The organism is Marisediminicola antarctica (assembly GCF_009930795.1).
Lineage (GTDB): Bacteria > Actinomycetota > Actinomycetes > Actinomycetales > Microbacteriaceae > Marisediminicola > Marisediminicola antarctica.
Window position 1 is genome coordinate 3050583 of record NZ_CP017146.1, and the last position, 26998, is coordinate 3077580.

Here is a 26998-nt window from a genome sequence, read left to right on the forward strand (position 1 = left end):
TTCTGGGGCCCGCCAAGCAACACAAGTGGGCAACTCGCGCGGCCTGAACCGCGGACGATCAACCGCCTGACACCCCTACCCGGCAGAGCCGGCGCGCTCCAGTACCAGTTCGCGCACGCGGGCCGCATCCGCCTGGCCCTTCATAGCCTTCATTACGGCGCCAATCACGGCCCCTGCGGCCTGCAGCTTGCCGTCGCGGATCTTCTCGAGCACGTCTGGCTGCGAGGCGAGTGCGGTATCGATCGCCGCGATGAGCGCGGTGTCGTCCGAGACGACCGCCAGCCCACGCGACGCGACGACCTCGGCCGGCGTGCCCTCGCCCGCGATGACACCCTCGAGCACCTGGCGCGCGAGGCGGTCGGTGAGGATGCCTGCGTCGATGAGCTTGACGAGCGCGGCGACCTGGTGCGCGTTCACGAGCGACGAAGCATCCACCCCCTGCTCGTTCGCGGTGCGGCTGATCTCGCCCATCCACCACTTGCGGGCGGACTGCGGCGACGCGCCCTCCGATACGGTATCGACGAGCTCGACGAGCAGGCCCGCGTTGACGACCGACTGGAAGTCGATGTCGCTAAAGCCCCAGTCGACCTTGAGCCGACGGCGCATCAGCAGCGGCGACTCGGGCAGAGCGGCGCGCAACTCCTCGATCAGTTCGAGTGAGGGCTCGACCGGCAGCAGGTCGGGCTCGGGAAAGTAGCGGTAGTCGTCGGCATCGCTCTTCGGCCTGCCGGCCGAGGTCGTGCCGGTGTCCTCGTGCCAGTGGCGCGTCTCCTGGGTGATGGTGCCGCCCGTGGCGAGGATTGCCGCCTGTCGCTGGATCTCGTACCGGATAGCGCGCTCGACGCTACGCAGGCTGTTGACGTTTTTCGTCTCGGTGCGGGTGCCCAGCTTGCCGGATCCACGCGGGGTCAGCGAGATGTTCGCGTCGCAGCGCAGGTTGCCTCGCTCCATGCGGGCATCCGAGATGTCGAGCGAGCGCACGATGTCACGGATCGTCGAGACGTACGCCTTCGCGAGCTCCGGGGCATCCTTCTCGGCGCCGTAGATAATATTCGTGACGATCTCAACGAGCGGCACTCCGGCGCGGTTGTAGTCGACAAGCGAATACTCGGCACCCTGAATGCGGCCGGTCGAACCACCGACGTGGGTGAGCTTGCCGGCATCCTCCTCCATGTGCGCGCGCTCGATGGAGATCTGGAACACGCGGCCGTCGTCGAGCTCGACCTCGACGTTGCCGTCGAACGCGATCGGCTCGTCGAACTGGCTGATCTGGTAGTTCTTCGCGAGGTCGGGGTAGAAGTAGTTCTTGCGGGCGAACCTGGAGCTCGGTGCGATCGAGCAGCCGAGCGCGAGACCGAGGCTGATCGAGTACTTGATCGCCTGCTCGTTCACGACCGGGAGGGAACCGGGCAGCCCGAGGTCGACCGGCGTGATGTTCGTGTTGGGCTCGCCGCCGAAGAAGTTCGGGGCATCGGAGAACATCTTCGTCTTGGTGTTGAGCTCGATGTGCACCTCGAAGCCGAGCACCGGCTCGAACATCTCGATGGCCCTGTCGTAGTCCATCAGTTCTACCTTGGCCATCAGACCACTCCTCCACGTGCCGCGTTCATTTCGGTGAATTCGAGCCGCGGCGCCTGGCTGATCAGCGTGTGCCCCCACTTTTCCTCGAGCAGCGCCTCGAGGGCACCGCCCACGGAGTACAGCCGCGCATCCTGACGCGCCGGAGCCATGATCTGGAGTCCGGTCGGCAGGCCGTCCTCGGGAGCGAGGCCCATCGGGAGGCCCATACCGGGCACCCCGGCGAGGTTCGCGGGGATCGTCGTGATGTCGTTGAGGTACATCGCCAGCGGGTCGTTGAGCTTCTCGCCCAGCTTGAACGCCGTGGTCGGCGCCGAGGGGCTGACAAGCACGTCGACCTGCTCGAACGCCGCAGCGAAGTCGCGCTGGATGAGCGTGCGCACCTTCTGCGCGCTCCCGTAGTAGGCGTCGTAGTAGCCGGCGCTGAGGGCGTAGGTGCCCAGGATGATACGGCGCTTGACCTCGTCGCCGAACCCGGCCTCGCGGGTCGCCGCCATGACGTCCTCGACGGTACCGCCACCGGGCGGGTTCACCCGCAGGCCGAAACGCACGGAGTCGTACTTGGCGAGGTTGCTGGATGCCTCGGCGGGCAGGATCAAATAATACGCGGCGATCGCATACTCGAAGTTCGGGGCGGAGACCTCCACGATCTCGGCGCCGGCTGCGGCCATGGTCTCGAGCGACTCGGCGAAGCGGCTGCGCACGCCCGCTTGGAAGCCCTCGCCGTTGAGCTCCTTGACAACGCCGACCCGCACACCCTTGAGGGACCGCGAGGTGCGGCCCGCGCGAGCGGCATCAGCGAAGCACGGCCAGACGTCCGTGAGCGAGGTGGAGTCGCGGGGGTCATGTCCTCCGATGACGTCGTGCAGCAGCGCGGCATCGAGCACTGTGCGGCTGACCGGGCCGACCTGGTCGAGGGAGCTCGCAAGTGCGATCGCACCGTAGCGCGAAACGCCGCCGTAGGTGGGCTTGACTCCGACCGAACCGGTAACGGCCGCGGGCTGGCGGATCGAGCCGCCGGTGTCGGAGCCGAGCGCGAGGGGCGCCTCGAATGCGGCGACCGCGGCGGCCGAGCCGCCGCCGGATCCGCCGGGGATCCGGTCGAGGTCCCACGGGTTGTGGGTCGGACCGTACGCGGAGTGCTCGGTAGAGGAGCCCATCGCGAACTCGTCCATGTTCGTCTTGCCGAGCGGCACGAGGTGCGCGTGGCGGAGCTTGCGCACCACGGTCGCGTCGTACGGCGGCACCCAGCCCTCGAGAATTCTCGACCCCGCCGTTGAGGGCATGTCGATTGTGCACAGCACGTCCTTGATGGCAATCGGCACGCCGGCGAGTGGGCCGAGCAGCTCACCGTCGATGCGGCGGGAGTCGACATCCGCGGCAGTCGACAGGGCGGCATCCGAGATGTGCAGGAAGGCGTGCACGTCTCCGTCGACCGCGGCGATGCGGTCGAGGTGGGCCTGGGTGACCTCGACGCTCGAGATCTCCTTGGCGGCGAGCTTCTGGCTGAGCTCAGCGGCCGACATGCGTGTGAGCGGCATTACTGCTCCTCCCCCAGGATCGCGGAGACCTTGAAACGTGAGCCGTCGTGCTCGGGTGCGCCGGCGAGGGCCTCCTCGGTGGTCAGCGTCGCGCCGGGCACATCCGGGCGGAAGACGTTCGACAGCGGGATCGGATGGCTCGTGGCCGGAACATCCTCCCCTGCGACCTGCGACACCTTGGCGATCGAATCGACGATCGTGCCGAGCTCGCCCGTGAGCTTCTCGATCTCCTGCGGGGTGAGGGCGATCCTGGCGAGGTGCGCCAGGTGGGCGACCTGTTCGGTCGTGATTTCAGACATGCGACTCCGTGCACTGCCCGTGAGGGCTTCGGGGGACGGCATCAAGTCTATTCGGCCCGGGCAAGCCCCGGTCGCGCGGCGAGCAGTGGGGTGAATGCGCACAATGCCGGCATTGTCACCCCCCTGTTGTGGGGATGCCTTATGGGTTCAACTGGACGCATCCCCGAGGAGGCGCCATTGAGAAGTCCCACGCGCCAACTGGCTGTGTCCGCTGCGCTGATCGGTGCGCTCGCCCTCTCCGGCTGTGCGGGCGTGGCGGGAACAACGGGGGAATCTGCTGATGGCCTCCACGGGCAGTGGCTGCTCGTCGCGGGGGCGGACAAGGCGGGCACGATCGGTCTCGGGCACTCCGCAGTTACGCTGTCGATCGACGGCGAGATCGGCGGTGGCAGTACGGCGTGCAACAACTACACGATTGATCTGACCGGTGGCCCGGGGGCCGTCGAGATCGCGCAGATCGACAACACCGGCATGATCTGCGTTCCCCTGAGCATCATGGAGACGGAGCGCCGTTACCTCGCGGCCCTCGCCACGGTGACGGCTGCCGAGCTGGCAGGCGACGAGTTGCGGCTCACCACCGACGACATCGAACTGCGCTTTGTGGCGTGGTCGAACGACGTCGAAACGTAGCGTTGGACACCTCAGCGTCGTCATCGACCGCCGGCCAGGAGAGTGCCGCGCGTGGCCTTGTCCGCCCCGGTCACGAGGTCGCCGCGGTCGAGCCCGACGAGCGACATGTTGCGCATGGCCTCGGTTCCGATGTCGAAATAGCCGAGGTGGCCGGTGGCGGTGGCGAGAGTGCGGCCGGTGATCGGGTCGACTCCGCCGGCAACGCTCATCGTCTGGGCTCCGAACGACGGGGCCCCCGGATCGCTGCCGAAGAACGCGCTGTTGGTGACCGGGTCCCACGCGGCCTCGCCGACGAAGACCCGGCCGGAGGGCATCCGGATGTCGTCGACCGATTGCGCGGCGCTGCCCGGGGATCCGATGAGGACGAGGGCGTCGACCTCCATCGCGCCGTCTGCGAGCGCCATGAGGGTCGCGGTCGAGCCGTAGGAGTGGGTGAGCAGCGTCAGGTACGGCCCGTCGCCCTGGCGTGTTGCCCTGACGCCGTCGACCGCACTGCTGATCGACTTGGCACCCTCTCGAGCGAGGTCGAGCGAGGCGATGTCGAGGATTCCGGGGGTTTCGTAGCCGATCCAGGCGACCGTGGCGACAGACTTGCCGCGCAGCGCCGCGTCGGTTCGACCGAGGCGCGCGATCCAGTCGGTCTGCTCCGTATAGAGGTCCTCGGCGATGACGGCCCATTCGACAATGAGGCGGTCGGTGGAGAAGAACATTCCGGGCACGAAGTAGCTCACGTAGTCGGCCGTCGCGAGGTCGCCGATCACGACGGCGGCGCGCCCGGGCCAGACGGTGTCGAGCTGCAGAAGATGGCGATCGGGCTGACCCGCCCGCGTGACGAGGGACTTGCGGATCTCGCCGAGCATGTGCAGGCGCTGCGCCGCGTCGACCTGCCTGGCCCGACCGAGGCCGGGCATGGTGCGCTCGGCCTCGGCGATCGATTTGCTCAGCACGACACGGTTGGCCTCATCGCGCAGCGCCATCGGGAGCCCATCGAGGTTGCCGGCCAGTTCTGGGGCGCCGGCGAGGAATGCGTCGCGCGAGGAATCCGAGGCGAGCGACCACCACCGGTTCACAGACTTAGCCGACGGAGGGTTTACGAGAAGCTTCGTGACCGACGCGGGATTGGCGCTCACGAAGGCGGCAATGTCGGTGGCGTGGAGCAGGCTGAGCTGGTCGAGGAGGGCACGACCGCCGAGCCTCGGAAGGAGCTCGGTATTCACCGAACCGGGAGCGGTGCGAAGGCCCTGCGCGGGGGCGAAGAAAGCGGATGCGGAGTCGGCGGGCGAGGTACCGCCGAGATAGATGTATCCCGCGGTCTGCGAGGTGGGGATGACGTACGAGTTCGCGGCGGCGTTGCTTTCCGGCACGATTAACGCCCCGGTGGCACCGCTGAGTGCGACCGAGGTGACAAGAATTGCTGCAACGCCAAACAGCATTCGGGCGAACCTCTTTAATGGGCGCCGAAAACGTGCTGCTCCCGGGCCGGATGATCTGATCCACCTTCATGTTAGAGGGGAACGGTCGGTCTGACCTAGGAGTCGAGGAAGACTTGACAAGAGGTTCAGGTAACCTGAGGAATTATGCGTCCAGCGCGGACGGTCCCTCGGTCACGAGCACAGCGAACTGGGCGGCATCGATGATGCGCAAGCCGAGCGCCTCGGCCTTAGCGAGCTTCGACCCCGCACCCGGTCCGGCCGCGACGAAGTCGGTCTTCTTGCTCACGCTGCTCGCGGCCTTGCCCCCGGCCGCGATGATCGCCTCGAGCGCGCCCTCTCGGGTGAAGCCCTCGAGAGAACCCGTGGCGACGACGGTCAGCCCGTCGAGCACTCCCCCGCCGGCCGAGGCGGCGCCGGGGCCCGGATGGCCGGCGATCGCGAACGGCACACCGGCGGCGCGCCAGCGGTCGATTATCTCCACATGCCAATCGACCGCGAACCAGTCGATAAGCGAGTCGGCAATGATGCCGCCGACGCCGTCGACCGCGGCGAGCTCGTCGCGAGTGGCACCGCGGATGGCCTCAATCGACCCGAAATAGGCGGCGAGCGCCCGTGCGGCAACGGGCCCGACGTGCCGGATGCTCAACGCGACGAGGAAGCGCCAGAGTTCCTTGGACTTGGCGAGCTCAAGCTCGGCGATGAGCTTGGTGGCGGCCGTCGAGGGAACGTAGTTGGCGTCTCCCGCGAAGGGCGGCGCCGCAGCATCCGCATCATCCGGATCGAAGGCGGGGTCAGGGTTCTTGCCCGTGAGGCGCCTCTTGCGGCGGAACGGGGTTTCTTGGCGAGGGGTGCCGTCGTCGTTGAGCTTGACGAGGCCCGTCTCGGAGTCGCGCACGAGCACCCGGATGGGGAAGATGTCGCGCAACTGCAGCTCGAACAGGCCGGCCTCGGTCACGAGCGGTGGGTCCGTCGGCTCGAGGGGTTGGGTGAGCGCCGCCGCCCCGACCTCTCCGAGGCCCTCGATGTCGAGGCCACCGCGGCTGCCGATGTGCTCGACCCGTCCGCGCACCTGGGCGGGACAGCTGCGCGCGTTCGGGCAGCGCAGGTCGATGTCGCCCTCCTTCATCGCGCGCAGCCCGGTCCCGCACTCCGGGCACTCGGTCGGCATGATGAATTCGCGTTCGGTGCCGTCGCGCAGCTCGACAACCGGGCCGAGCACCTCGGGAATCACGTCCCCTGCCTTGCGCAGCACGACGGTGTCGCCGATGAGCACACCCTTGGCCTTGACGACGTCCTGGTTGTGCAGGGTCGCCTGGCGCACCTCGCTGCCCGCCACCCGCACCTTCTGCATGACGGCGAACGGCGTCACCCGCCCGGTGCGGCCAACGCTGACGACGATGTCGAGCAGCTTCGTGTTGACCTGCTCGGGCGGGTACTTGTAGGCGATGGCCCAGCGCGGGGCGCGGCTGGTTGCGCCGAGCTCCTCGTGAAGGGCGAGTTCGTCGACCTTGATGACGATGCCGTCGATCTCGTGCTCGACACTGTCGCGGTGCACGCCCATGTACTCGATGAACTCGGCGACCTCGCCACTGGAGGGAAGCACCCTGAAGTGGGTGCTGGTCGGCAGGCCCCATGTCGCGAGCAGCTCGTAGACCTTCGACTGCGCGTCGACCGGCGGGTTCTGCCAGGCCCCGATACCGTGCACGAGCATGCTCAGGCGGCCGAGCCTCCTGCGCATCCGCTCGACCTGCGGCGGCGTTTTGCTCTCTTCCTTCTGTCGAAGGCTGCCGGATGCCGCGTTGCGCGGGTTCGCGAAGATGCGGTCACCGGCGGCAGCCTGTTCCGCGTTGAGATCGAGGAACGCCGCGACCGGGAAGAACACCTCGCCGCGAACCTCGACGAGCGGCGGATGCCCGGACCCCGCGAGCCTGCGAGGGATGCTCGGCACCCAGGCGACGTTCTCGGTGACGTCCTCGCCGACGACGCCGTCGCCGCGCGTCGCGGCCGTGACGAGCACGCCGTTCTCATAGCGCAGGTTGATCGCGAGTCCGTCGATCTTCAGTTCGCAGAGATAGCGGACCTGGCGGCCGGAGTCGCGCTCGACCTTCGTGGCCCAGGCGCCGAACTCGTCAATCGAGAAGACGTTGTCGAGGCTCAGCATTCGGTCGGCATGCCGGACCGGCGCGAAGAGGGTGGTCTCGGCGCGTCCGCCGATCGTCTGGGTGGGCGAGTCCTGGCTCTGCAGTTCGGGAAACAGCCGTTCGAGCTCCTGCAGACGACGGAGCATCGAATCGTACTCGTCGTCGCTCACCAGCACGGTGTCGCGCTCGTAGTAGGCGTCACGCAGCTCGAGAATGCGACCGGTCAACCCGTCGGCCTCGGTCTTCGCCGCGTCGAACTCTGCCTTGGTATCTGCCACCCCCTCAGCTTAGGCAGTGGCGACGACGCTCCGCAGGCGCCCGGCGGCGCCGGGGCGCCTGCGGCAGTGCTGTCGTCAGGCGGGGACGGGGACCGCGCTGACCGTGCGGTCGATCGTGCACTGGCCGAGCACGCGGGTGCCGACGTAGAGCACCGCGGTCTGTCCGGGCGCGACGCCGTTGAGCGGCACGTTCGGTCGGATGACGAGCTCGACCTGACCCTCGGATGCTCCGGTGCGGGGAACGAGGCGCGCGACGGCGGCGACCGGCTCGGAGTGCGCGCGGATCTGCACGAAACAGTCGAACGGGTCCGCGGCATCCGCGATGATGCCGGAGTCGACGGGGCCGAGGCCGGCCCAGCTCAGCTTGCTGCCGGCGACCTCGGCGATGTCGAGCGCCTCGCGCGGCCCCACGACGACCTCGTTGCTCGCGGGCTTCACCTCGAGCACGAAGCGGGGGCGTCCGTCAGCGCTCGGCACGCCGAGATTGAGCCCCTTGCGCTGACCGATCGTGAAGGCGTTCGCTCCCTCGTGGCTTCCGACGACGTCGCCTGTCCGGTCGCGAATGACTCCCTGCTCAGCACCGACGCGCTCGGCCAGCCAACCGCGGGTGTCACCGTCCGGGATGAAGCAGATGTCGTGCGAGTCGGGTTTGGTTGCCACGGAGAATCCACGGGCGGCGGCCTCCGCGCGCACCTCGGCCTTGGACGGCGTGGCCCCAAGCGGGAACATGCTGTGGGCGAGCTGCTCCGACGTCAGCACGCCGAGCACGTAGGACTGGTCCTTGGCCCAGTCGGCGGCGCGGTGCAGCTCGCGGTTGCCGTCGGCATCCGTCTGGATGTTCGCGTAGTGGCCGGTCGCGACCGCATCGAAGCCGAGGTCGAGCGCCTTCTCGAGCAGGGCGGCGAACTTGATGCGCTCGTTACACCGCATGCACGGGTTGGGGGTGCGCCCGGCGGTGTACTCGGCGATGAAGTCGTCGACGACGTCGAGCTTGAACCTCTCGGAGAAGTCCCACACGTAGTACGGGATGCCGATGATGTTCGCGGCACGCTGGGCATCCATCGAGTCTTCGATCGTGCAGCAGCCGCGGGCTCCGGTGCGGAGGGTGCCGGGCATCCGGCTCAGGGCGAGGTGGACACCGACCACCTCGTGCCCGGCCTCGACGGCTCGGGCTGCGGCGACCGCCGAGTCGACGCCGCCACTCATCGCTGCCAGAACCTTCATGGGTTCAATGGTACGCGCCAGGCCTCTGCGCGAAAGTCGGCCGACCCTCAGGGCAGCGGCGGGCTCGAGAGCCGCACCGTCACCACGGACTCCCCCGGCACGCTGAGGTCGGCTCCGAGCACCAGGAACCATGCCCGCTCCGGATCCTCGCTGCTCGTCAGCGCCACGGCATAGTCACTCGGGGATTGCGCCCCATCGACCAGCAGCCAGCCGGCGTCGGCGAGGTCGGCAGCGACGCTCGCGGCCTGGATCTCCGCCTCCACGTCGGGCTCGAGCGTGATGGTGTTGAGCACGCCCCAGTAGCTGCCCTCTCTCTCGGTGTTCTCGACCTCCTGCGAATAGGTGTCCTGTCCGAGCAGCCCCGCGACCGCGACGAGGCCGGTGATCCGAACGGCGACACGCTCCGTCTCGGCCTGCACGTTGTCGATCGTGTACCCGTCGGGGTAGACCGGCAGCAGCGGCGACGGCTCCGACTCGTCTTCCGGCGACGAGCTCGGCGCGATCGGGGCGGATGCCGCGGGTTCCGGCGACTCGCCCGCGACACAACCGGTGAGCAGCACGGCGAGCGCGGTACCGATCACCACGCCCGCGATCCGCCTACTCATTCACATCACGGTCCGCGAACCCGGCCCTCCGCGCACGCGCATACGCGGCGGGCAGCGCCGCGAGAAACGCGTCGACGTCGGCCTCGGTACTGCTGTGGCCCAGCGTCATGCGCAGAGCGCCACGGGCATCCGCATCGCTCACGCCCATCGCCCGCAGCACGTGCGACACCTCTGGGATGCCGGCCCGGCAGGCCGAACCTGTGCTGACCGAGACACCGGACACGTCGAGCAGGAAGAGCAGCGAGTCGCCCTCGCAGCCGGGGAAGGTGAAGTGGGCGTTGTTGTCGAGCCTGTCGATCGGGTCGCCGCGCAGCACGGCATCCGGAACGGCGGCACGCACACCGTCGATGATGCGGTCGCGCAACGGCGCGAGAGAGACGGGCGGATGCTGTGCGGCGACCCCGAACGCGATTGCCGCAGGCGCATCCTGGGTGCCGGAGCGCACGTCGCGCTGCTGCCCGCCGCCGTGGATGAGCGGCACGACCGTCGTCGACCGGGCGAGAACGAGCGCGCCGATGCCGAGCGGCCCGCCGATCTTGTGGGCCGAGACGCTGAGGGCGGCGAGGCCGCTCGCGGCGAAGTCGATCGGCAGCCGGTGATAGCTCGAGACCGCGTCGGCGTGCACGGGGACGCCGTGGGCCGAGGCGATCGCAACGACCTGCTCGACGGGCTGGAGGGTGCCGACCTCGTTGTTCGCCATCAGCAGGCTCACAAGGGCGATGTCGTCATGGGCGGCGAACGCGTCGGCAACGGCGCCGACCGAGACCCGGCCCAGCGAGTCGAGCGGCAACCATTCGAGGATCGCGCCCTCGTAGCGTTCGAGCCACTCGACCGTGTCAACCGTCGCGTGGTGCTCGCCGAGCGGAACGAGGATGCGTGGGCGGCGGTTTCCCGGCGAATTGCGCGCCCAGTACAGGCCCTTGATCGCCAGGTTGATCGACTCGGTGCCGCCGCTGGTGAAGACGACCTCGATCGGATCGCAGCCGAGCGACGCCGCGACGGCCTCGCGGGCCTCCTCGAGCAGGCGCTTCGCGTTCTGGCCCTGACTGTGGATCGAGGAGGGGTTGCCCACGATGCCGAGGGCCGAGGTGTAGGCCGCGATCGACTCGCCGAGCATCGGCGTTGTCGCCGCGTGGTCGAGGTAGACGGCCATGACAAATCTCCAGAAAGTGGGCGGCGCGGTGGGGCTTCGCGCACTAGTTACTCTAGGACGCATGCCTGAAACCGACATGTTGCGCGACCTCGGCGTTCGCGCCACCCCTGAGGGAGGTCAGGTGCGAGTGTGGTCAGGGAGCGCGACCGCGATCGAGGCATGCGTTTTCGCCCCGAACGACCCGAGCTGGCTGGCCGAGAAGCTGCAGTTGACACGCGACGAGCACGGAGTCTGGTCGGGGGCATCGAGCCGACTCGTCCCGGGTGCGCACTACTCGTTGCGCGCATCCGGCCCCACCGGCCCGCAGCACGCGTTCGACAAGAGCCTGCATCTCATCGATCCTTACGCGCGTGGGCTCGCTCGCACGAATTCCGGCCATTGGCACTCGATCGTGCAGGACGACGCATTCGACTGGGCAGGCGCGCGCAAGCCGAACACGCCCCTCGACCACACCGTGATCTATGAGGCCCACGCGAAGGGGCTCAGCAAGCTCAACCCGTCGATCCCCGAGCGGTTGCGCGGCACCTATGCAGGCCTCGCCCACGAGAGCAACATTGCCTACCTCAAAGACCTCGGCGTCACGGCCATCGAGCTCCTGCCGGTGCAGCAGTTCGTGAGCGAGCAGCGGCTCATCAAGCAGGGCCTGCGCAACTACTGGGGCTACAACACCCTGGGCTTCTTCACGCCGCATGCGGCCTACGCGTCGCGCGCGGCCCAGGTGGCGGGTGCCGCGGCGGTGCTGCGCGAGTTCAAGGGCATGGTCAAGCTCCTGCACGAGGCCGGCCTCGAGGTAATCCTCGACGTCGTCTACAACCACACCGCCGAGGAGGGTCCCACCGGGCCCACCACAAGTTTCCGTGGGCTCGACAACGCGAACTACTACCGGCAGATGGCCGACGGCGACTACATCGACGTGACCGGGTGCGGCAACACGCTCGACTTCGCCCTGCCCGCCGCGCAGCGGCTCGTGCTCGACTCGTTACGGTACTGGGCCAACGAGGTGCAGATCGACGGGTTCCGTTTCGATCTGGCTCCGGCGCTCGGACGTGACGACAACGTGATGTTCACCCCCGACCATCCGTTGCTCCACGCGATCATCGACGACCCTGCGTTGCAGAACGTCAAGATGATCGCCGAGCCGTGGGACGTGGGCATGGGCGGATGGCAGGTGGGCAACTTCCCGAACGGGTGGGAGGAGTGGAACGACGGCTACCGCGACCGGATGCGCGACTTCTGGCTCACCGACGTGTCGAGCGAGCGCCTGCACGGCGTCGCGGGGCAGGGCATCGGCAGCATGGCGCGAAGGCTGGCCGGGTCGGCGCACGTGTTCTCCCACGAGCGCGGCCCGCTCGCTTCAGTCAACTTCATCACCGCCCACGACGGCTTCACCATCGCCGACCTCACCGCATACAACCAGAAGCACAACCTCGGCAACGGTGAGAACAACCGCGACGGCACCGACAACAACCATTCGTTCAACCACGGCGTCGAGGGTCCGACCGGCGACCCGGCGGTGGTGGCCGCCCGGTGCCGCGCGATGCGCAACCTCCTCGGCACCTTGCTGCTCTCCGGCGGCGTTCCGATGATCACGGCCGGCGACGAATTCGGGCGCAGCCAGCACGGCAACAACAACGCATACTGCCACGACAGCACCCTCACCTGGCTGCCCTGGACGAAGGACCCGTGGCAGGACGAGCTCCTCGACGTGTCGCGTCGCCTCCTCCGCCTGCGCCGCGAGAACCCGGCCCTGCGCCCCGTGAGGTTCGGGGTCTTCGGCGAGAAGACACCGTCGTCGACCCAGATGGACTGGTTCAACGCCGACGGCGCCACGATGTCGGGTGAGAACTGGGATTCCCCCACCGCCAGAACCCTGCAGTACCTCGCGGCATCGACTCCGGAGTTGGAGGAATTCAACCGCATCCTGCTCATCGTTCACGGCCTTGAGACCCCGATGACCGTGACGCTTCCGACGCACACCGGTGTCTCCTGCTACGTGCTGCTATGGGACAGCGCGGACGATGGGGCCGAAGGCATCGAGCTCGCGCCGGGCGCCGAACGCGTGATAGCGGGCACGTCGATGCAGCTGTTCCGGGCGCTCTAGGGGCGAGGCTGAAACGCGCGCTTCTTCCGCACCGCGGTGGCTGCGCCGCTCGCGATCATGTACCCGGCGTAGGCGATGAGCAGCGTGGCGAGGCCCGGTACGATCCAGGCCCGGTTCTCCCCGTTGACGGCGTTGTTGGCAAAGCCGACAAGCGGAACTGAGTACCAGACCTTGCCCTGCACCTGAATCGCGCCGACCGGGTCGGGATCGGCGTCGCTGTTGTTGTCGCCCTTGGTCTCGAAGGTGCGCTCCCCGGTCGTGGGCGCGTTGATCGCGATGATGCGGTGGGTGATCACGGCGGGGTCGCCGGAGCGGATCTGGTACGTGATGACGTCGCCGACCGCGAGATCGTCGACGTCGACCGGCTGAACCACGATGAGCGTGCCGGGGGGAAGCCCGGGTGCCATCGACCCGGTCAACACCGTGAGCGGGATGGATCCGGATGCCCGTGGGACCACAATGACGATCACGGCGAGCGCGAAGACGAGCAGGAGCAGTGCCCCGCTCAGTCTGAGGCCGACGTAGTGGAGCAGGCCCTTCTCGCGGGGAGCTGTTCCCGTCTCCTCGCGCACGTCGCTCACGACTCCTCGCGTCCGCGGCGGCGGCGGGCGCCGAGGAGGAAGAATCCGGCGCCGAGCAGCAGGGAGCCGATCGCGATGAGCGGCACGGGCAGGTCGACGCCCGTGCGCGCGAGGGCGCCCGGGGCGGATCCGCTGCTCGCGGGTACGGAGGGCCCACCGTGAGTCGGCGCGGCGGGCTTCGGTCCGATGACCACACCGGGGTCGTCGCACGCGGACTCCGCGAACTCTCCGGCATCCGCGTCCCGCATGGCGATGAGCAGGCTGAGGTCCGCACGCTGGCTCTGCGAGACATTCCGCGCATCCGGCGACATGGCGAAGCTCAGATCGAGACGCATCGTCGCTCCCCCCTCCAGCATCTGGGACGGGACGAGCATCTCACACTCGGAAAGTTGCGAGAGGGTGCGCGAGCGCGTTCCGCTCCCCTGCGAATCAGTGGTGGTCAACGAGACGTCCCCGGCGAACGACGACGAGGGGATGCTGAGCCCCGTTGCACTCACCCGCACGACCGCGCGGGTGGTGGCGGGGTTCCTGATCCAGAGCACCGACTCGAGGGATTCCCCGGGGACGAGAGTGGCGAGCGGATCGAAGATCCCCTGAGGCGGTGCGCTGGAGAACACGATGCCGTCGGAGCTGAGGAGCACGTCGAGGTTTTCCTCCGCCGCGGCCGGCGTCGCGCTCGAGGCGAGCAGCGCGATGCCGACAGCGGTGCCACCGAGCCAGGTGATCCACCGGGTGGCCACGGCTCAGCCGACCATTGTGATGGTGAACAGGAGCGAGTTCGCACTGCCGCAGGCCTGCTGCCGCAGAGATCCCGAGGTCGGCACCGAGAGGCACAGCCCGCTGTTGCGGTTGACGAACTGGTAGGTGCCCGATGAGTTCTGCGAGACCTGCCACTGCTGGCTTGTGGCACCGTTCGAGGTGGACAGCCGCGCTGTGGCATTCGCGGCCAGGCTGGCGTCCGTGATGTCCCAGACAAGCGTCGGGGCGCGCCGGGACACCACGGTGTAGTAGCCGCCCACCGCCACGACCTTCCACTCGTTCTTGTCGCTTCCGCCGCAGGTGGCCACGCCCAGGTGGCCGCCGTTCGTGGGCTTCGGTCCGGACTCGATGCACACCCCGCTGGCGGTGCTGACGGAGTACCACAGCGCCGGATCGAGCACGCCGGGAGCGGAGCTCGTGACGACGTTCGTGCCCGTTGACACCGCTGACACATTGCCCGCCGCGTCGCGCGCGACGATCGTGTACCGGTAGGTCGTGGCGGCCGTGAGGCCGCTGTCGGTGAACGCGGTGCCAGCGACGGTCGCGCGGAGGAGTCCGTCGCGGTAGACGTCGTAGCCAGTCACAGCGACGTTGTCTGTCGATGCCGGCCAGGCGAGCGAGGTCCCCGTCGCGGTCGTCGCCGAGGCGACAGGCGCGCCCGGCGTGCTGGGCGACGTCGAGTCGAGCACGGCCTGGGCTGCGGAGGAGGTGGCGCTGGCGACCCAGCTCCCCACGGCCGACGTGACCGCGAGTGCGGCGGACAGGTTCGTGCCGGCGATCGTGGACTGCTGCAGTGCGGAGACGGACGAGCGCACGCAGTAGGTCGCGGAGGCGCCCGGCTCCAGTGTGCCGGTCAGCGCGGGAAAGTTTACCCAGCTGCTCGTCGTCGCTGACGACGGAGCGATACTCGTGGCTGTGCAGGCGGTCGCCGCCGCGACCGGCCAGGTCCGCACGATCGCGCCGGTCGCGAGGGCGGTCGCTGACGTGACGCCGAGCGTGAGCGAGAACGGCGCCCAGACCGTGCCCGTGTTGGTGACCGTGACGGGTGCCGAGATGGCGAGGGCGGATGCCGTGTAGTTGGTCGTAAGGGCGGGGAACCCGCTCGTGGCGATGCCGATCGCTCCGGCGTTGACGCTGCCGGCCGTCGATGCCTGGGTGCTCCAGTACGCGTTGCCGACTCCGGTGCCCGCGAGGACGATGAATGCCGCCGTGCCGATGGCGATAGCGGTGCGGTGCCTGGCCATGGTCAACGCACCTGGACGGCGTTGATGGCCATCGCGAAGGTCGCGCCGCCACCCTGCGCGGCGGGCGGAGCCGCGGCGTTGAGGCTGATCGCGAGACAGAACTGCCGGGTCTCGCCGGGCTCGAGCACGACGGGCGCCGCGGTCGTCGTGAAGCCCGCGAGCGGCGCTGGAACGAAGGTCGCGACGGCGCAGTCGGCGGCCGGCACGAGGCTCGCCGTGAGGAAGCCGGCCAGCGAGTTGGACTGGGCGAGCACCTCGGTGCCCGAGACGGTGACGGAGAGTCTGGTGGTGCCGGTGTTGGCGATGGCGAGTGAGGCGGCCTGCGAGCGGCCCGGCGCGAGTCGCTCGGCGTCGAGGCCGGTGAGTGCGTAGGCCGCCGCACCGTTGATGGTGAGGCCGACGTTGCCGGAGGAGACGCTCGAGGCGTCGACGACGGCCTCGCCGTTCCAGAGGGCGTAGCTGGTGCCGGTGCCGAGCAGGGCCAGGAACGTCGCCACGGCGATCGCGGCGGCGGCGCTGAGCATCCGGCGCAGCACGCTCGGGCGGGAGCGGGGAGCGCTGGTCGATTCGGCGTTCATGTCGCGCTCCTTCCGGTCCTGTCTGTGATGGTGTCGAACAAGAGGGAGGGATGCGCCGGATTCGGCCGACGCATCCCACCCGGCCTAGGAGCGGGCGTTCTGCTGCAGCTTGAAGGCCAGCTTTGAGAAGTCGACGGTGCCGTTGGTGGCGCTGGTGACGGTGGACGGGAAGGCGATCTTGACCGTGGCCGTGACCGTGCTCGTCGAGCTCGCCGGCGTCACGGCGAAGGTCTGGGTGCCAGGGATGCGAACGACGTTGGCGCCTCCGGTCGCGTCGAGCGTGATCACCAGCTGGTCGAGCAGTTCCTGATCCGCAGCCAACGCGGTGGCGTTGAGCGCGTCGTACGACAAAGTGGCGCGGAGGTTGTCTCCGACGGCGTCGATCTCGACGACCTGGGTGAGCTCGATCGTGTCGCCGGGAGCAATCTTGAAGGTCGAGATGTCGGCGATCGCCGACGCGGTCTTGCTGGCCGAGATGTCCTTCCAGGTCGGGGCGCCTGTTGCGGCAATCGACAGGGTGCCGGATGCGACGGAGCCAACGTTGACGGTCGCTGTCGAGTTCCACAGCGCGAAGCTACCCGCGCCACCGAGGAGGAGGGCGACACCAGCTGCACCGGCGACTGCACCCTTGAGGAGCTTGTTCATGATGATTCCTTTCGCGGCACCGCCTGAGCCGGAGCCTGTACGCACGGGCGGAACCCGTGATCGAGAGTGATGTGCCGCGAAGTGCGGCGCGGGCAGCGCGATGTTCGCGGCGTCCGTGAGTCTGTGGTGCCCCCACCCGAAATTCGGGCTGTGGATCGTGTGCGCCGCACCGGTTCGCCATGTCGGCTCGCGGTGCGTGTCACTGTCTCGGGGTCAACTATATGAAGGACAGACAAGCCCGTCTATCCTCCTTGCACCCCCAGTGCGAGGCACACTCAATAACGCGGTTCGGATGCGGAATCCGCCGAATCGGCCCGTGTTGGCAACCGATTCCGTTGCAACAAGCGCCATTGCGCCTGAAAGCAGCACCATATACAGATGTATCTACCCGCTATCGGGGTACACGACGAAATGCGGATAGACAGTGTTGTCTATCCGCACAAGGCACGAAAAAACGCCCCGCACGTTGGCACGGGGCGTTTGTGAGGGTCGGCCGGCTAGTCGGCGACCGCGATGAGGCCGAGCTCAGCTGCGCTCGCGAGCAGCGGATGCTTCGGTGTCACGCGCACGTTGTAGCCAAAGCTTCCGGCCCTGGTGAGCGGCACGGCACCGATGAACTGCACGGCGACGCCGGGCGCGGCCGTCTCCGGCTCGAGCGCGACATGGTGCGTGCGCTCGAGGTTGTCCCCCTCGCGGGCGCGGCCGTAGACGACCTCGACCGCGACGTCATCCGGGGTCAACCCGTCGAGTTGAACATGCGCGCGCACGTGCAGGATGTCGCCGACCTGCGGCACGGTGTCGACGCCGCCGGATTCGACGTGAGTGACGGCAACGAGGGGCCAGGCGTCGAATACCCGCTGCTTCCAGCTCGCGAGCTCCCGCGCGCCGGCGAAGGACTTTGCGCTGATGGTGCGCTCGGCCTCGGCGGCCGGAACATAGAGGCGCGTGACGTACTCCTTGACCATGCGGTCGGCCGACAGCTCGGGCGACAGGGTCGCGAGCGTGTGCCGGATCGACTGCACCCAGCGCTTCGGCACACCGTCGCTGCCGCGGTCGTAGAAGCGCGGGGCGATCTGGTGCTCGATGAGGTCATACATCGCCTCGGCCTCGAGCTTGTCCCGCTCGGCGGAGTCGCCGGCCGAGTCGGCGCTCGGAATGGCCCAGCCATTCTCTTCGTCGTAGAACTCAGCCCACCAGCCGTCGAGGATCGAGAGGTTGAGCGACCCGTTAAGCGCTGCCTTCATTCCCGACGTCCCGCAGGCCTCGAGCGGGCGCAGCGGGTTGTTCAGCCAGACATCCGTGCCGGGGTAGAGCAGCTGTGCCATTGCGATGTCGTAGTTCTCGAGGAACACGAGCCGCGTGCGCAGCTCCGGCGACGAGGCGAACTGAACGAGCTTCTGGATGAGGCGCTTGCCCTCCTCGTCGGCGGGGTGCGACTTGCCGGCGATCACGATCTGCACGGGGCGGTCCGCCGACAGCAGGATCGACCGCAGCCTGTCTTCGTCGTGGAGCATCAGGGTGAGCCGCTTGTAGGTCGGCACGCGCCGGGCGAAGCCGATCGTGAGCACGTCGGGGTCGAGCAGGCCGGAGACCCACTGCGGTGTGATCGTGCCGGGGTTCTGCTCCGCGAGAGCCGACGTGACTCGCCGTCGGGCATCCTGCACGAGCTGGGCGCGCATGCCGTTGCGCACCTCCCACAGGTCGAGGTCGGTGACCGCGGGGCTGTTCCAGTCGCAGGAGGTCGTGTCGGTGGTTCCCAGCCGCGACGCGGCGAGCGCGAGCAGCGACGGGTCGGTCCAGGTCGGCGCGTGCACCCCGTTGGTGACCGAGGTGATCGGAACGTCGGCGGTGTCGAATCCGGGCCAGAGCTGGCCGAACATGCCGCGGCTGACCTCGCCGTGGAGCTGCGAGACCCCGTTGGCGCGCTGGCCGAGCCGCAGGCCCATGACGGCCATGTTGAAGGTGCCGGGCTCGCCGCCCTCGTAGTTCTCCGCTCCGAGAAGCAGCACGTCGTCGACGTCGACGCCCGGCAGCAGCTCCGAGGAGAAGTACTGTCCGATGAGACCCGAGTCGAAGCGGTCGATTCCCGCGGGCACCGGGGTGTGCGTCGTGAACACCGTTCCGGCGCGCACGACCTGGAGCGCCTCGTCGAACGAGAGTCCGACTCCAATGAGGTCGCTGATGCGCTCGAGGCCGAGGAAGCCGGCGTGCCCTTCGTTGGTGTGGAACACCTCGGGGGTTGGGCTGCCGGTGAGCTCGGTGAAAAGTTTGATCGCACGGACTCCGCCGATGCCGAGCAGCAACTCCTGGAGCAGCCGGTGCTCCCCTCCGCCGCCGTAGAGGCGGTCGGTAACCGAGCGCAGCTCGTCGTCGTTCTCGGGAATGTCGGTATCCAGCAGAAGAAGGCGGATGCGTCCCACCGCGACCTGCCAGACCCGTGCGTAGAGCGTGCGCCCGTCGGGAAGCGCGAGCGCGACCTGCCCGGCCGTGCCATCGGGGTGGCGAAGCACGCTGAGCGGAAGGCCGTCAGGGTCAAGGACCGGGTACGACTCCTGCTGCCAGCCGTCCGCCGAGATCGCCTGGGCGAAGTAGCCGGCGCGGTAGAAGAGTCCGACGCCGATGATCGGAACACCGAGATCGGAGGCGCTCTTCAGGTGGTCGCCGGCCAGAATACCGAGTCCGCCGGAATACTGCGGCAGTGCCGCTGCGATGCCGAACTCGGGCGAGAAGTACCCGATCGCGGCGGGCGCCCCCGCTGGCAGCGACTGGTACCAACGCGGCTCGGTCAGATAGGAGTGGAGCTCGTCCAGGCGTTCGTTCATCTGGGCGACAAAGGCGTGATCGGCCGCAAGCTCGTCAAGCCGGGACGGATCGATCTCGCCCAGGAGTCCGATGGGGTCGTGCGCGCTCTCCTCCCAGAGAGCCGGGGAGAGCTGCGCAAACAGCTGCCTGGTCGGTTCGTGCCACGACCAGCGAAGATTCGTCGCCAATTCTTCGAGTCCAGCAAGAGACTCGGGCAACACGGTACGGACGGTAAAACGCCTAATTGCTTTCACGAAGAGCAAGCCTAAGGGCTGTGCGTTTCGGATTGGTCAGGCACACGCGCCGATAAAGCGAGTACCGTCGAATTGTGGCTATGGCATACGAACCGAAGATGGGTCGCATCCCCATCAGACATCTTTCCCCCCAACAACCGCAGAACCTGTGGCCTCCTAAAGCCTTCGCGGGCGAGGTCGTTCCGTTTGCGGCGACGGTCTTCAAGGATGGGCACGACGTCTTAGGGGTCGACCTGCTCCTGACCGACCCCTCCGGGATCCGCACCAAGCACCCGATGGTTCCCGGCGCGCCCGGCACCGACCGCTGGCACACCGAGGCGCTTCTCGACCGGGACGGCGCGTGGGAGTACCGCATCCAGGCGTACAACGACGACTGGGCGACGTGGCTGCACAACGCGCGGATCAAAATCCCCGCCGGCATCGATGTTGCTCTCATGCTCTCGATGGGCGCCGATCTGCTCGCCCGCGCCGTCGCAGCCGACCCCGGCTCGAAGGTGCTCAAGGTCGCCGGCACGCGCATTACAAGCAAGAAGCTCACCGCGGAGGAGCGCTTCGCCGCCGCCGACGACCCCCTCGTCGCCGCCGCGCTCGACGAGCAGCCGCTCGCGAGCCTCGTGACGCTGAGCGAGCCGCTCACCGTGCGGGTCGAGCGCGCCCGCGCCGGACTCGGCAGCTGGTACGAGTTCTTTCCCCGCTCGGAGGGGGCCAAGCGGAAGAAGGACGGCAGCTGGACAAGCGGCACCTTCCGCACCGCCGCGCGGCGCATCCCCGCCGTCGCCGCGATGGGCTTCGACGTGATCTACCTGCCGCCGATCCACCCGATCGGCGTCGCGTTCCGCAAGGGCGCGAACAACACGATGAGCCCCGCGCCGGGCGACCCCGGCTCGCCGTGGGCGATCGGGGCGAAGGAGGGCGGCCACGACGCCATCCATCCGGACCTCGGCACGATCACCGACTTCAAGTTCTTCCTCAGCACCGCGAAGAAGAACAACATCGAGGTCGCGATCGACCTGGCCCTGCAGTGCTCGCCCGACCACCCGTGGGTCACCGAGCACCCGGAGTGGTTCACGACGCTGCCCGACGGCACGATCGCCTACGCGGAGAACCCTCCAAAGAAGTACCAGGACATCTACCCGATCAACTTCGATAACGACCCGGTCGGACTCCGCGAGGAGGTCCTCCGCATCGTGAAGTACTGGATCGGTGTCGGGGTCAAGATTTTCCGGGTCGACAACCCGCACACCAAGCCGCTCGCCTTCTGGGAGTGGCTGCTGCACGAGATCAACACCGAGTTTCCCGAGATCGTGTTCCTCGCCGAGGCGTTCACCCGCCCGGCGATGCTGCACTCCCTCGCTCAGGTCGGATTTCAGCAGTCGTACACCTACTTCACCTGGCGCAACACGAAAACCGAGCTCGAGGAATTCTTCACGAGCATCTCGAAGCTGCACGCGGACTTCCTGCGCCCGAACCTGTTCGTCAATACCCCGGACATTCTCACCGAGTACCTGCAGTTCGGCGGGCCCGCAGCCTTCAAGATCAGGGCGGCACTCGCGGCGACGGCAGCCCCGACCTGGGGCGTCTACGCCGGCTACGAGCTCTTCGAGAACGTCGCTCGGACGGGCTCCGAGGAGAACGTCGACAACGAGAAGTACGAATACAAGCAGCGCGACTTTGCTAAGGCGGAGGCGCTCGGAAGGTCGCTCGCACCGTTCCTGACCCGACTCAACGAGATCAGGGCGGAGCATCCGGCCCTGCGCCAGCTGCGCAATCTCGACCTCCACTGGAGCGACGACGACTCGATCCTCGTGTACAGCAAGTTCATCGACGGCCGCTTCACGGCGGACGGGCGCAGCGACGCGATCCTCGTGATCGCGAACGTCGACCCGCATTCCGTGCGTGAGACGACCGTGCACCTTGACCCGACCCGATTCGGCATCGACCCGGCGACCCCATTCGAGGTCACCGATCTGCTCACCAACCAGAAATTCACCTGGGGCCTCAACAACTACGTGCGCCTCGACGCTTTTACCGATCCCGTGCACATCCTGCGCGTCGAATTCCCGAAAGGCAGCTAAATGGCCAACCGCAACGTCCGAAGTGCCACTCCCGACCTTCCCGACCTGCATCCGGGGCTCATCGCCTCGATCGTCGCCGGAAGCCACCCCCGACCGCACGACACGCTCGGGCAGCACTCGTTCGAGAACGGCTTCGTCGTTCGCGCCGTGCGCCCGCTCGCGGAGACCGTCACCGCGGTGCGCGCCGACGGCAGCCGGGTCGAGCTGACCCACCTCGCCGACGGCCTGTGGCAGGCATTCCTGCCGGGCGCAGGTCAGGCCTACGAGCTCGAGACGACCTACGGGGGCGCCCCGACCTGGACGACCGACGACCCGTACCGCTTCGTCCCGTCGGTCGGCGAGATCGACCTCTACCTGTTCGGCGAGGGACGCCACGAGCAGATGTGGAGCGTCTTTGGCTCACACTTCCGTCCGCATGAGGGCGTCGTCGGAACGGCGTTCAACGTCTGGGCGCCGCACGCCAAGGCTGTCCGTGTCGTCGGCGACTTCAACAGCTGGAACGGCGTGCTGCACTCGATGCGACGCCTCGACGAGAACGGCGTCTGGGAGCTCTTCATCCCGTCGATCGAGCCCGGATCGGTCTACAGGTTCGAGATGCTCACGCAGGCCGACGAGTGGGTCACCCGCTCCGACCCGATGGCACGCTATACCGAAGTCTCCCCCGGTACCGCATCAAAGGTGGGTAAGACCCACTACGAGTGGACGGATGCCGCGTGGCTCGACAAGCGGGCCGCGCGCGACCCGCACAACTCGCCAATGAGCGTCTACGAGCTGCACGTCGGCTCGTGGCGGCCCGGCCTCGGCTACCGTGAACTCGCCGACGAGCTAGTCGACTACATACTCGAGACGGGCTTCACCCACGTCGAGTTCATGCCGCTCGCTGAGCATCCCTTCGGCGGCTCGTGGGGCTATCAGGTCACGGGCTACTTCGCCCCGACGAGCCGCTTCGGCCACCCCGACGACCTGAGCTACCTGATCGACAAGCTGCACAACGCCGGCATCGGCGTGATCATGGACTGGGTGCCCGGCCACTTCCCCAAAGACGAGTGGGCCCTCGCCAAGTTCGACGGGCAGGCGCTCTACGAGCACTCCGACCCGCGTCGCGGCGAGCAGATGGACTGGGGAACGCTGATCTTCAACTTCGGCGACTCCCAGGTGCGCAACTTCCTCGTCGCGAACGCGCTGTACTGGCTCGAGGAGTTCCACATCGACGGCCTGCGGGTCGATGCCGTCGCATCCATCCTCTACCTGGACTACTCCCGCGAGGACGGCGAGTGGGAGCCGAACATCCACGGCGGCAACCAGAACCTCGAGGCGATCAGCTTCCTGCAGGAAGTCACCGCGACCGCCTACAAGCGCAGCCCCGGCGTGATCATGATCGCCGAGGAGTCGACGGCGTTCCCGGGCGTCAGCCGGTCCACCGCAACCGGCGGGCTCGGATTCGGGCTCAAGTGGAACATGGGCTGGATGCACGACTCGTTGTCGTATATGCAAACCGACCCGATGCACCGCTCGCACCACCACGGCGAAATCACCTTCAGCATGGTGTACCAGTACACCGAGAACTTCCTGCTGCCGCTGAGCCACGACGAGGTCGTGCATGGCAAAGGCTCGCTGCTGCACAAGATGCCGGGCGACCAGTGGCAGAAGCTCGCCAACCTGCGCGCGTACCTGTCGTTTATGTGGTCGCACCCCGGCAAGCAGCTGCTATTCATGGGCCAGGAGTTCGGGCAGCCATCCGAGTGGTCGGAGGAGCGCGGTCTCGACTGGTGGATTCTCGACCAGCCTGTGCACCGGGGCCTGCTCAACCTCGTCGGGCAGCTCAACCGCGTCTACCGCGAAGAGGGCGCCCTCTGGGAACAGGACAACGACCCCGCCGGGTTCGAATGGATCGACGGCGGCGCCGCGGAGCAGAACGTCGTCTCGTTCCTGCGCTGGTCGAAGGACGGCCAGCCGATCGCCGTGATCATGAACTTCTCCGGCAATCCGATCGGGCCGTACCGCGTCGGGCTCCCGTCCGCGGGTGTCTGGGATGAGCTCATCAACACGGATGCCGTCGAGTACGGCGGCTCGGGAGTCGGCAACTTCGGTGCTGTCACCGCCATCGACGAGCAGTGGGGCGGGCGTCCGGCATCCGTGGACGTCACCCTTCCGCCGCTCGCCGGGCTCTGGCTGAAGCTGCGGAAGTAGTTCGCAGGTTCTCTGCAGGGCGCGCCCGGCACCTGTAGCCCGAACGTCATCCCCGCGATTCGCCCACACATGTCCCTTGGGAGCACCCAGAGGGGGCATATGTGGGCGGTTCGTGGACCGCGTCGTGGGTCAGCGCGCTAGTAGAGCAGCGCGGTGAGGCGGCGCCGCCCGATGCTGACGCGCGGGTCCTCGGCCCCGGCCACCTCGAAGTACTCGAGCATCCGGGTGCGCACCGCGTTCTTGCCGTCGGCGTCGAGCGACGGAAACAGGGTCAGGAGACGGTCGAAGCCATCCTCGAGGTGTCCACCCGAGACATCCAGGTCGGCCACGGCCAGCTGGGCGTCGACGTCGGACGGCGCTGCGGCTGCCGCATCGCGGATGGCCCCGGCCGACAGACCGGTGAGGCGGTGCAGCAGGGACACCTGGGCGAGGCCTGCCACGGCGAGCTGGTCCCGCGGGTCTTGGGCGATCGCGGTGCGGTACGCGGACATCGCGGTGGGGTAGTCCCCCGCCTCGATCGCGTCGTAAGCGGCCTGGTGCAGTGGCGGGAGCGGCTCCTCGACCGGCTCTGCGGCCTCGGCATCAGGCTCGACGGGCGCAACGGGAACGGTACCGGTTACTCCGTTCTGCGCGGCGAGCACGAGTAGCTGCTCGAACACCTGACGGGCCTCGGCCTCGGGCAGCTCGCCCTCGAACAGGGCGAGCGGACGGCCCGCGACAACGGCGGCGACGGTCGGCGCAATCTGAGCCTGGAACGCCTGCTGAAGCTGCGGGTTCGTCGTCGCGTCGACGCGCGCGAGCACGAGCTTGCCGCCGAACTCGGTGATGAGATTCGTGAGCGACGCGGTCGGCACCCCGCCGTGCAGCTCGACGACGACCGGTACCGTGTTCGACAGCTCGAGGATGCCCGTGAAACTCGCGTCGGTCGCGTCGACGACGAGCGACGGGCCTCCGGCGCCCTGCGCGGGTGCCGGGGCGCCCGGTGTGACGGGCGGCCGAATGAGCGACGACAGGTCGACCGCTCCTCGGAGGCTAGCCGCAGAGGGGGGAGGGGTATTGGTCATTTGATCTCCTTGGCGCTGATGAGAACCTGGCTGAAGCCAAGCAGGACAATTTTCTCGTCGCTGCCGATCGGCGGGATGTAAAAGAGCAACTGGTCGCCGTAGGTGGCGGCGACGCCCTCCTTCGTGCCGGAGAGCCCGGAGAGGGTCTTGGTGGCGCCCTCGGGGTTGATCGTGGCGCCCTCCTCGACGGGGGTCACCCGCTCGGTCTCCTCGATGTAGATACTCACGAGGGCGCCCGACTCGTTAGAGGCGAGCGCGATCGTCTCGGCATCACCGGGCGTGATGCCGAATTCGATCTTGGCCTTGTCGTCGAGGGCCTCAGAGCGCGCTTTACGCGCCTCGACGCCGACGCTCGGAATAAGCCCGTCGCGTTCGATGTCGAAGAGCTCGTACGATTCGCTTTCCGCGCCGACAGTGAGCACGTCGACGTACGCGGCAGCGAGCTCGCCGGGAGCCATGGAGAGCAGCTTCGTATCGGGCGACAGCCGCGGAGCGCCAACCGTCTGCGGGGCGAGGGGCGGCAGCACGGCCTCGGGCTCGAGCGCAACCGAGTAGTAGACCTTGTACTGCTCGCGTGGCGACGCCTGGAGCAGCATGAGCGCGACCGGAGCTGCGGGCTCGACGGGCTCCGCTCCCTCCGCCGGCTCCTCCACGGTCGGCTCGACGACCGCGAAGATCGCGCGTGGCCAGCTGGTGTCCGCGTCCTTGGGCAGCGACTGGGGCAGGGCGACGGCGAGCCGGCCGGTCGGGATCGGCGCGAGCGCCGGGAAGGCGCTGTCCTTCGCACGGGTCTCATAGTTGCCGGTGCGCAGCTTGAGCGCGGGGCCGTCGAACCGCGACGAGAGCGCCTCGGTGTCGAGGCTTGCGTCGGCCGCGGCCGCGACCTCCGCGACGTCGGTCACGATCGATTGCACCTGCCGAACGGTCGCGGCGGGCGGCTGGCGCTCTTCGGCCACGGCATCGGCATCGGTGGATGCGCTGGGCGACGGGATGAGCGGGATCGCGTCGCGACCGGCGAGGTCGGGCCACAGGTCCGAGGAGCAGCCGGAGAGCACGAGCGAGCCGATGAGCAAGGCGGGCATCGCAATCATGCGGCTGGCCGACCGGCGCCCTCGCCTGGTCGTGACGGCCTTCGGCTTGCTCACTCGGTAGCTCCTCTGCCGTGGCAGCTTGGGCATGCGCTGCGACTTGGGCGGCTTGATGCTCTTGCGTCGGGGGCCGCGCGTGCGGCGCTGGTTGCGGATGGCCCAGACCAGGAAGATGAGGGAGAGGAGAAGCATGAGAGCGCCGCCGACCATGAACGGACCAGCCCACGGCGTGCGGTTGTCGAGCGGCCAGGTGATCGCGACAGTCGAGGGAGCGGTCTCGGTTCCGTCAGAAACGACGAGGATGGAGAACTCCTCGTCGAGCCTGAGCCTCATATCGAGCTCGTCCTCGGCGTTGTACTCGGCGAGCCAGAGGTCGGATCCCGCCGGCAGCGGGACACTTTGCTCGGTCCCGGTTTTTGTCACGCTCACGAGGTCCTGGCTCTCGGTGTCGAACCCGATGCTGTTGTAGCTCGCGTCGCCGACCCAGGCGAGGATGTCCTCGGTGCGCGCATAGGCCGCAAAGATTGTGTCGGACCCACTGATCGTCACGTCCTGGCGGCCGTCCAGCGCGTTGAGGGTTTCCCCGCCGATGACGGTGACGGGGGCATCACTGTCTGATTCGCTGGTCGCGGTGAGTTCCGATGGGCCATTGAGCACCGTCGTCTGGGCGATTCCGTAGCCGCCAAGACCGACGCCGATCAGGAAGGCCACTATGGCTAGGGCAAAGCGCACGAA

20 protein-coding genes are annotated in these 26998 nt (G+C 68.0%); 4 read left to right on the forward strand and 16 right to left on the reverse strand.

The features are described 5' to 3' along the window. Positions 1–75: 75 nt before the first annotated feature. The 3 genes from gatB to gatC are packed head-to-tail and all read right to left on the reverse strand — an operon-like array spanning position 76 to position 3418. A complete protein-coding gene (gene gatB, locus BHD05_RS14275) occupies positions 76–1581 on the reverse strand; it encodes an Asp-tRNA(Asn)/Glu-tRNA(Gln) amidotransferase subunit GatB (protein ID WP_161887023.1) in 1506 nt (501 codons plus the stop codon). Continuing rightward, positions 1581–3119 carry an Asp-tRNA(Asn)/Glu-tRNA(Gln) amidotransferase subunit GatA gene (gatA, locus tag BHD05_RS14280; protein WP_161887024.1) on the reverse strand — a complete coding sequence of 513 codons (1539 nt, stop codon included), beginning with the start codon at positions 3117–3119 and terminating at the stop codon, positions 1581–1583. The genes gatB and gatA overlap by 1 nt, the downstream gene beginning before the upstream one ends. Continuing rightward, positions 3119–3418 (reverse strand): Asp-tRNA(Asn)/Glu-tRNA(Gln) amidotransferase subunit GatC, encoded by a 300-nt coding sequence (gatC, locus tag BHD05_RS14285; protein WP_161887025.1) that lies wholly within the window; start codon positions 3416–3418, stop codon positions 3119–3121. Before gatC ends, gatA begins: the two co-directional genes overlap by 1 nt. A 177-nt stretch (positions 3419–3595) precedes the next feature. Between gatC and BHD05_RS14290 the strand changes: the two genes are divergently transcribed. Then, on the forward strand, positions 3596–4048 hold the full coding sequence (locus tag BHD05_RS14290; protein ID WP_161887026.1) for an META domain-containing protein: 453 nt from the start codon (positions 3596–3598) through the stop codon (positions 4046–4048). Positions 4049–4068: 20 nt separating this feature from the next. On the opposite strand, the gene BHD05_RS14295 is transcribed toward BHD05_RS14290, so the two are convergent. From BHD05_RS14295 to BHD05_RS14315, 5 genes are all read right to left on the reverse strand, one after another. Continuing rightward, entirely contained in the window at positions 4069–5481 is a 1413-nt protein-coding gene (locus BHD05_RS14295; protein WP_161887027.1) for an alpha/beta hydrolase, read from the reverse strand. A 142-nt stretch (positions 5482–5623) separates the two neighbouring features. After that, the gene (ligA, locus tag BHD05_RS14300) at positions 5624–7900 is read right to left on the reverse strand and encodes an NAD-dependent DNA ligase LigA (protein ID WP_161887028.1); all 2277 of its coding nucleotides are present in this window, start codon (positions 7898–7900) and stop codon (positions 5624–5626) included. A gap of 75 nt (positions 7901–7975) precedes the next feature. After that, a complete protein-coding gene (gene mnmA, locus BHD05_RS14305; protein WP_161887029.1) occupies positions 7976–9124 on the reverse strand; it encodes a tRNA 2-thiouridine(34) synthase MnmA in 1149 nt (382 codons plus the stop codon). 47 nt (positions 9125–9171) lie between these two features. Further along, on the reverse strand, positions 9172–9729 hold the full coding sequence (locus BHD05_RS14310; RefSeq protein WP_161887030.1) for a hypothetical protein: 558 nt from the start codon (positions 9727–9729) through the stop codon (positions 9172–9174). Beyond that, positions 9722–10882, reverse strand: a complete 1161-nt coding sequence (locus BHD05_RS14315) for a cysteine desulfurase family protein (RefSeq protein WP_161887031.1) — start codon at positions 10880–10882, stop codon at positions 9722–9724. The genes BHD05_RS14310 and BHD05_RS14315 overlap by 8 nt, the downstream gene beginning before the upstream one ends. 61 nt (positions 10883–10943) lie before the next feature. Between BHD05_RS14315 and glgX the strand changes: the two genes are divergently transcribed. Further along, positions 10944–12983 (forward strand): glycogen debranching protein GlgX, encoded by a 2040-nt coding sequence (glgX, locus tag BHD05_RS14320; protein ID WP_161887032.1) that lies wholly within the window; start codon positions 10944–10946, stop codon positions 12981–12983. On the opposite strand, the gene BHD05_RS14325 is transcribed toward glgX, so the two are convergent. From BHD05_RS14325 to glgP, 6 genes are all read right to left on the reverse strand, one after another. Further along, positions 12980–13564, reverse strand: a complete 585-nt coding sequence (locus BHD05_RS14325; RefSeq protein ID WP_236966561.1) for a signal peptidase I — start codon at positions 13562–13564, stop codon at positions 12980–12982. The genes glgX and BHD05_RS14325 overlap by 4 nt on opposite strands. Then, positions 13561–14304 carry a hypothetical protein gene (locus BHD05_RS14330; protein WP_161887033.1) on the reverse strand — a complete coding sequence of 248 codons (744 nt, stop codon included), beginning with the start codon at positions 14302–14304 and terminating at the stop codon, positions 13561–13563. The genes BHD05_RS14325 and BHD05_RS14330 overlap by 4 nt, the downstream gene beginning before the upstream one ends. A 3-nt stretch (positions 14305–14307) precedes the next feature. Continuing rightward, positions 14308–15567 carry an RICIN domain-containing protein gene (locus tag BHD05_RS14335; protein WP_161887034.1) on the reverse strand — a complete coding sequence of 420 codons (1260 nt, stop codon included), beginning with the start codon at positions 15565–15567 and terminating at the stop codon, positions 14308–14310. Between the two features lie 2 nt (positions 15568–15569). Further along, positions 15570–16145 (reverse strand): hypothetical protein, encoded by a 576-nt coding sequence (locus BHD05_RS14340; protein WP_161887035.1) that lies wholly within the window; start codon positions 16143–16145, stop codon positions 15570–15572. An 84-nt stretch (positions 16146–16229) separates the two neighbouring features. Continuing rightward, complete coding sequence (locus BHD05_RS14345) at positions 16230–16790, reverse strand: alternate-type signal peptide domain-containing protein (RefSeq protein ID WP_161887036.1); 561 nt, start codon at positions 16788–16790, stop codon at positions 16230–16232. Positions 16791–17287: 497 nt separating this feature from the next. After that, positions 17288–19846, reverse strand: coding sequence for an alpha-glucan family phosphorylase (gene glgP / locus BHD05_RS14350; RefSeq protein ID WP_161887037.1), 2559 nt, complete (start codon positions 19844–19846; stop codon positions 17288–17290). Between the two features lie 80 nt (positions 19847–19926). Between glgP and BHD05_RS14355 the strand changes: the two genes are divergently transcribed. Together BHD05_RS14355 and glgB are read left to right on the forward strand one after the other, a co-directional pair. Next, complete coding sequence (locus tag BHD05_RS14355; protein ID WP_202614233.1) at positions 19927–21921, forward strand: maltotransferase domain-containing protein; 1995 nt, start codon at positions 19927–19929, stop codon at positions 21919–21921. Beyond that, entirely contained in the window at positions 21922–24111 is a 2190-nt protein-coding gene (glgB, locus tag BHD05_RS14360; RefSeq protein WP_161887038.1) for a 1,4-alpha-glucan branching protein GlgB, read from the forward strand. Positions 24112–24248: 137 nt separating this feature from the next. On the opposite strand, the gene BHD05_RS14365 is transcribed toward glgB, so the two are convergent. Next, positions 24249–25175, reverse strand: coding sequence for a co-chaperone YbbN (locus tag BHD05_RS14365; RefSeq protein ID WP_161887039.1), 927 nt, complete (start codon positions 25173–25175; stop codon positions 24249–24251). Further along, positions 25172–26995, reverse strand: coding sequence for a DUF8094 domain-containing protein (locus BHD05_RS14370; RefSeq protein ID WP_161887040.1), 1824 nt, complete (start codon positions 26993–26995; stop codon positions 25172–25174). The genes BHD05_RS14365 and BHD05_RS14370 overlap by 4 nt, the downstream gene beginning before the upstream one ends. Between the last annotated feature and the right edge of the window lie 3 nt (positions 26996–26998).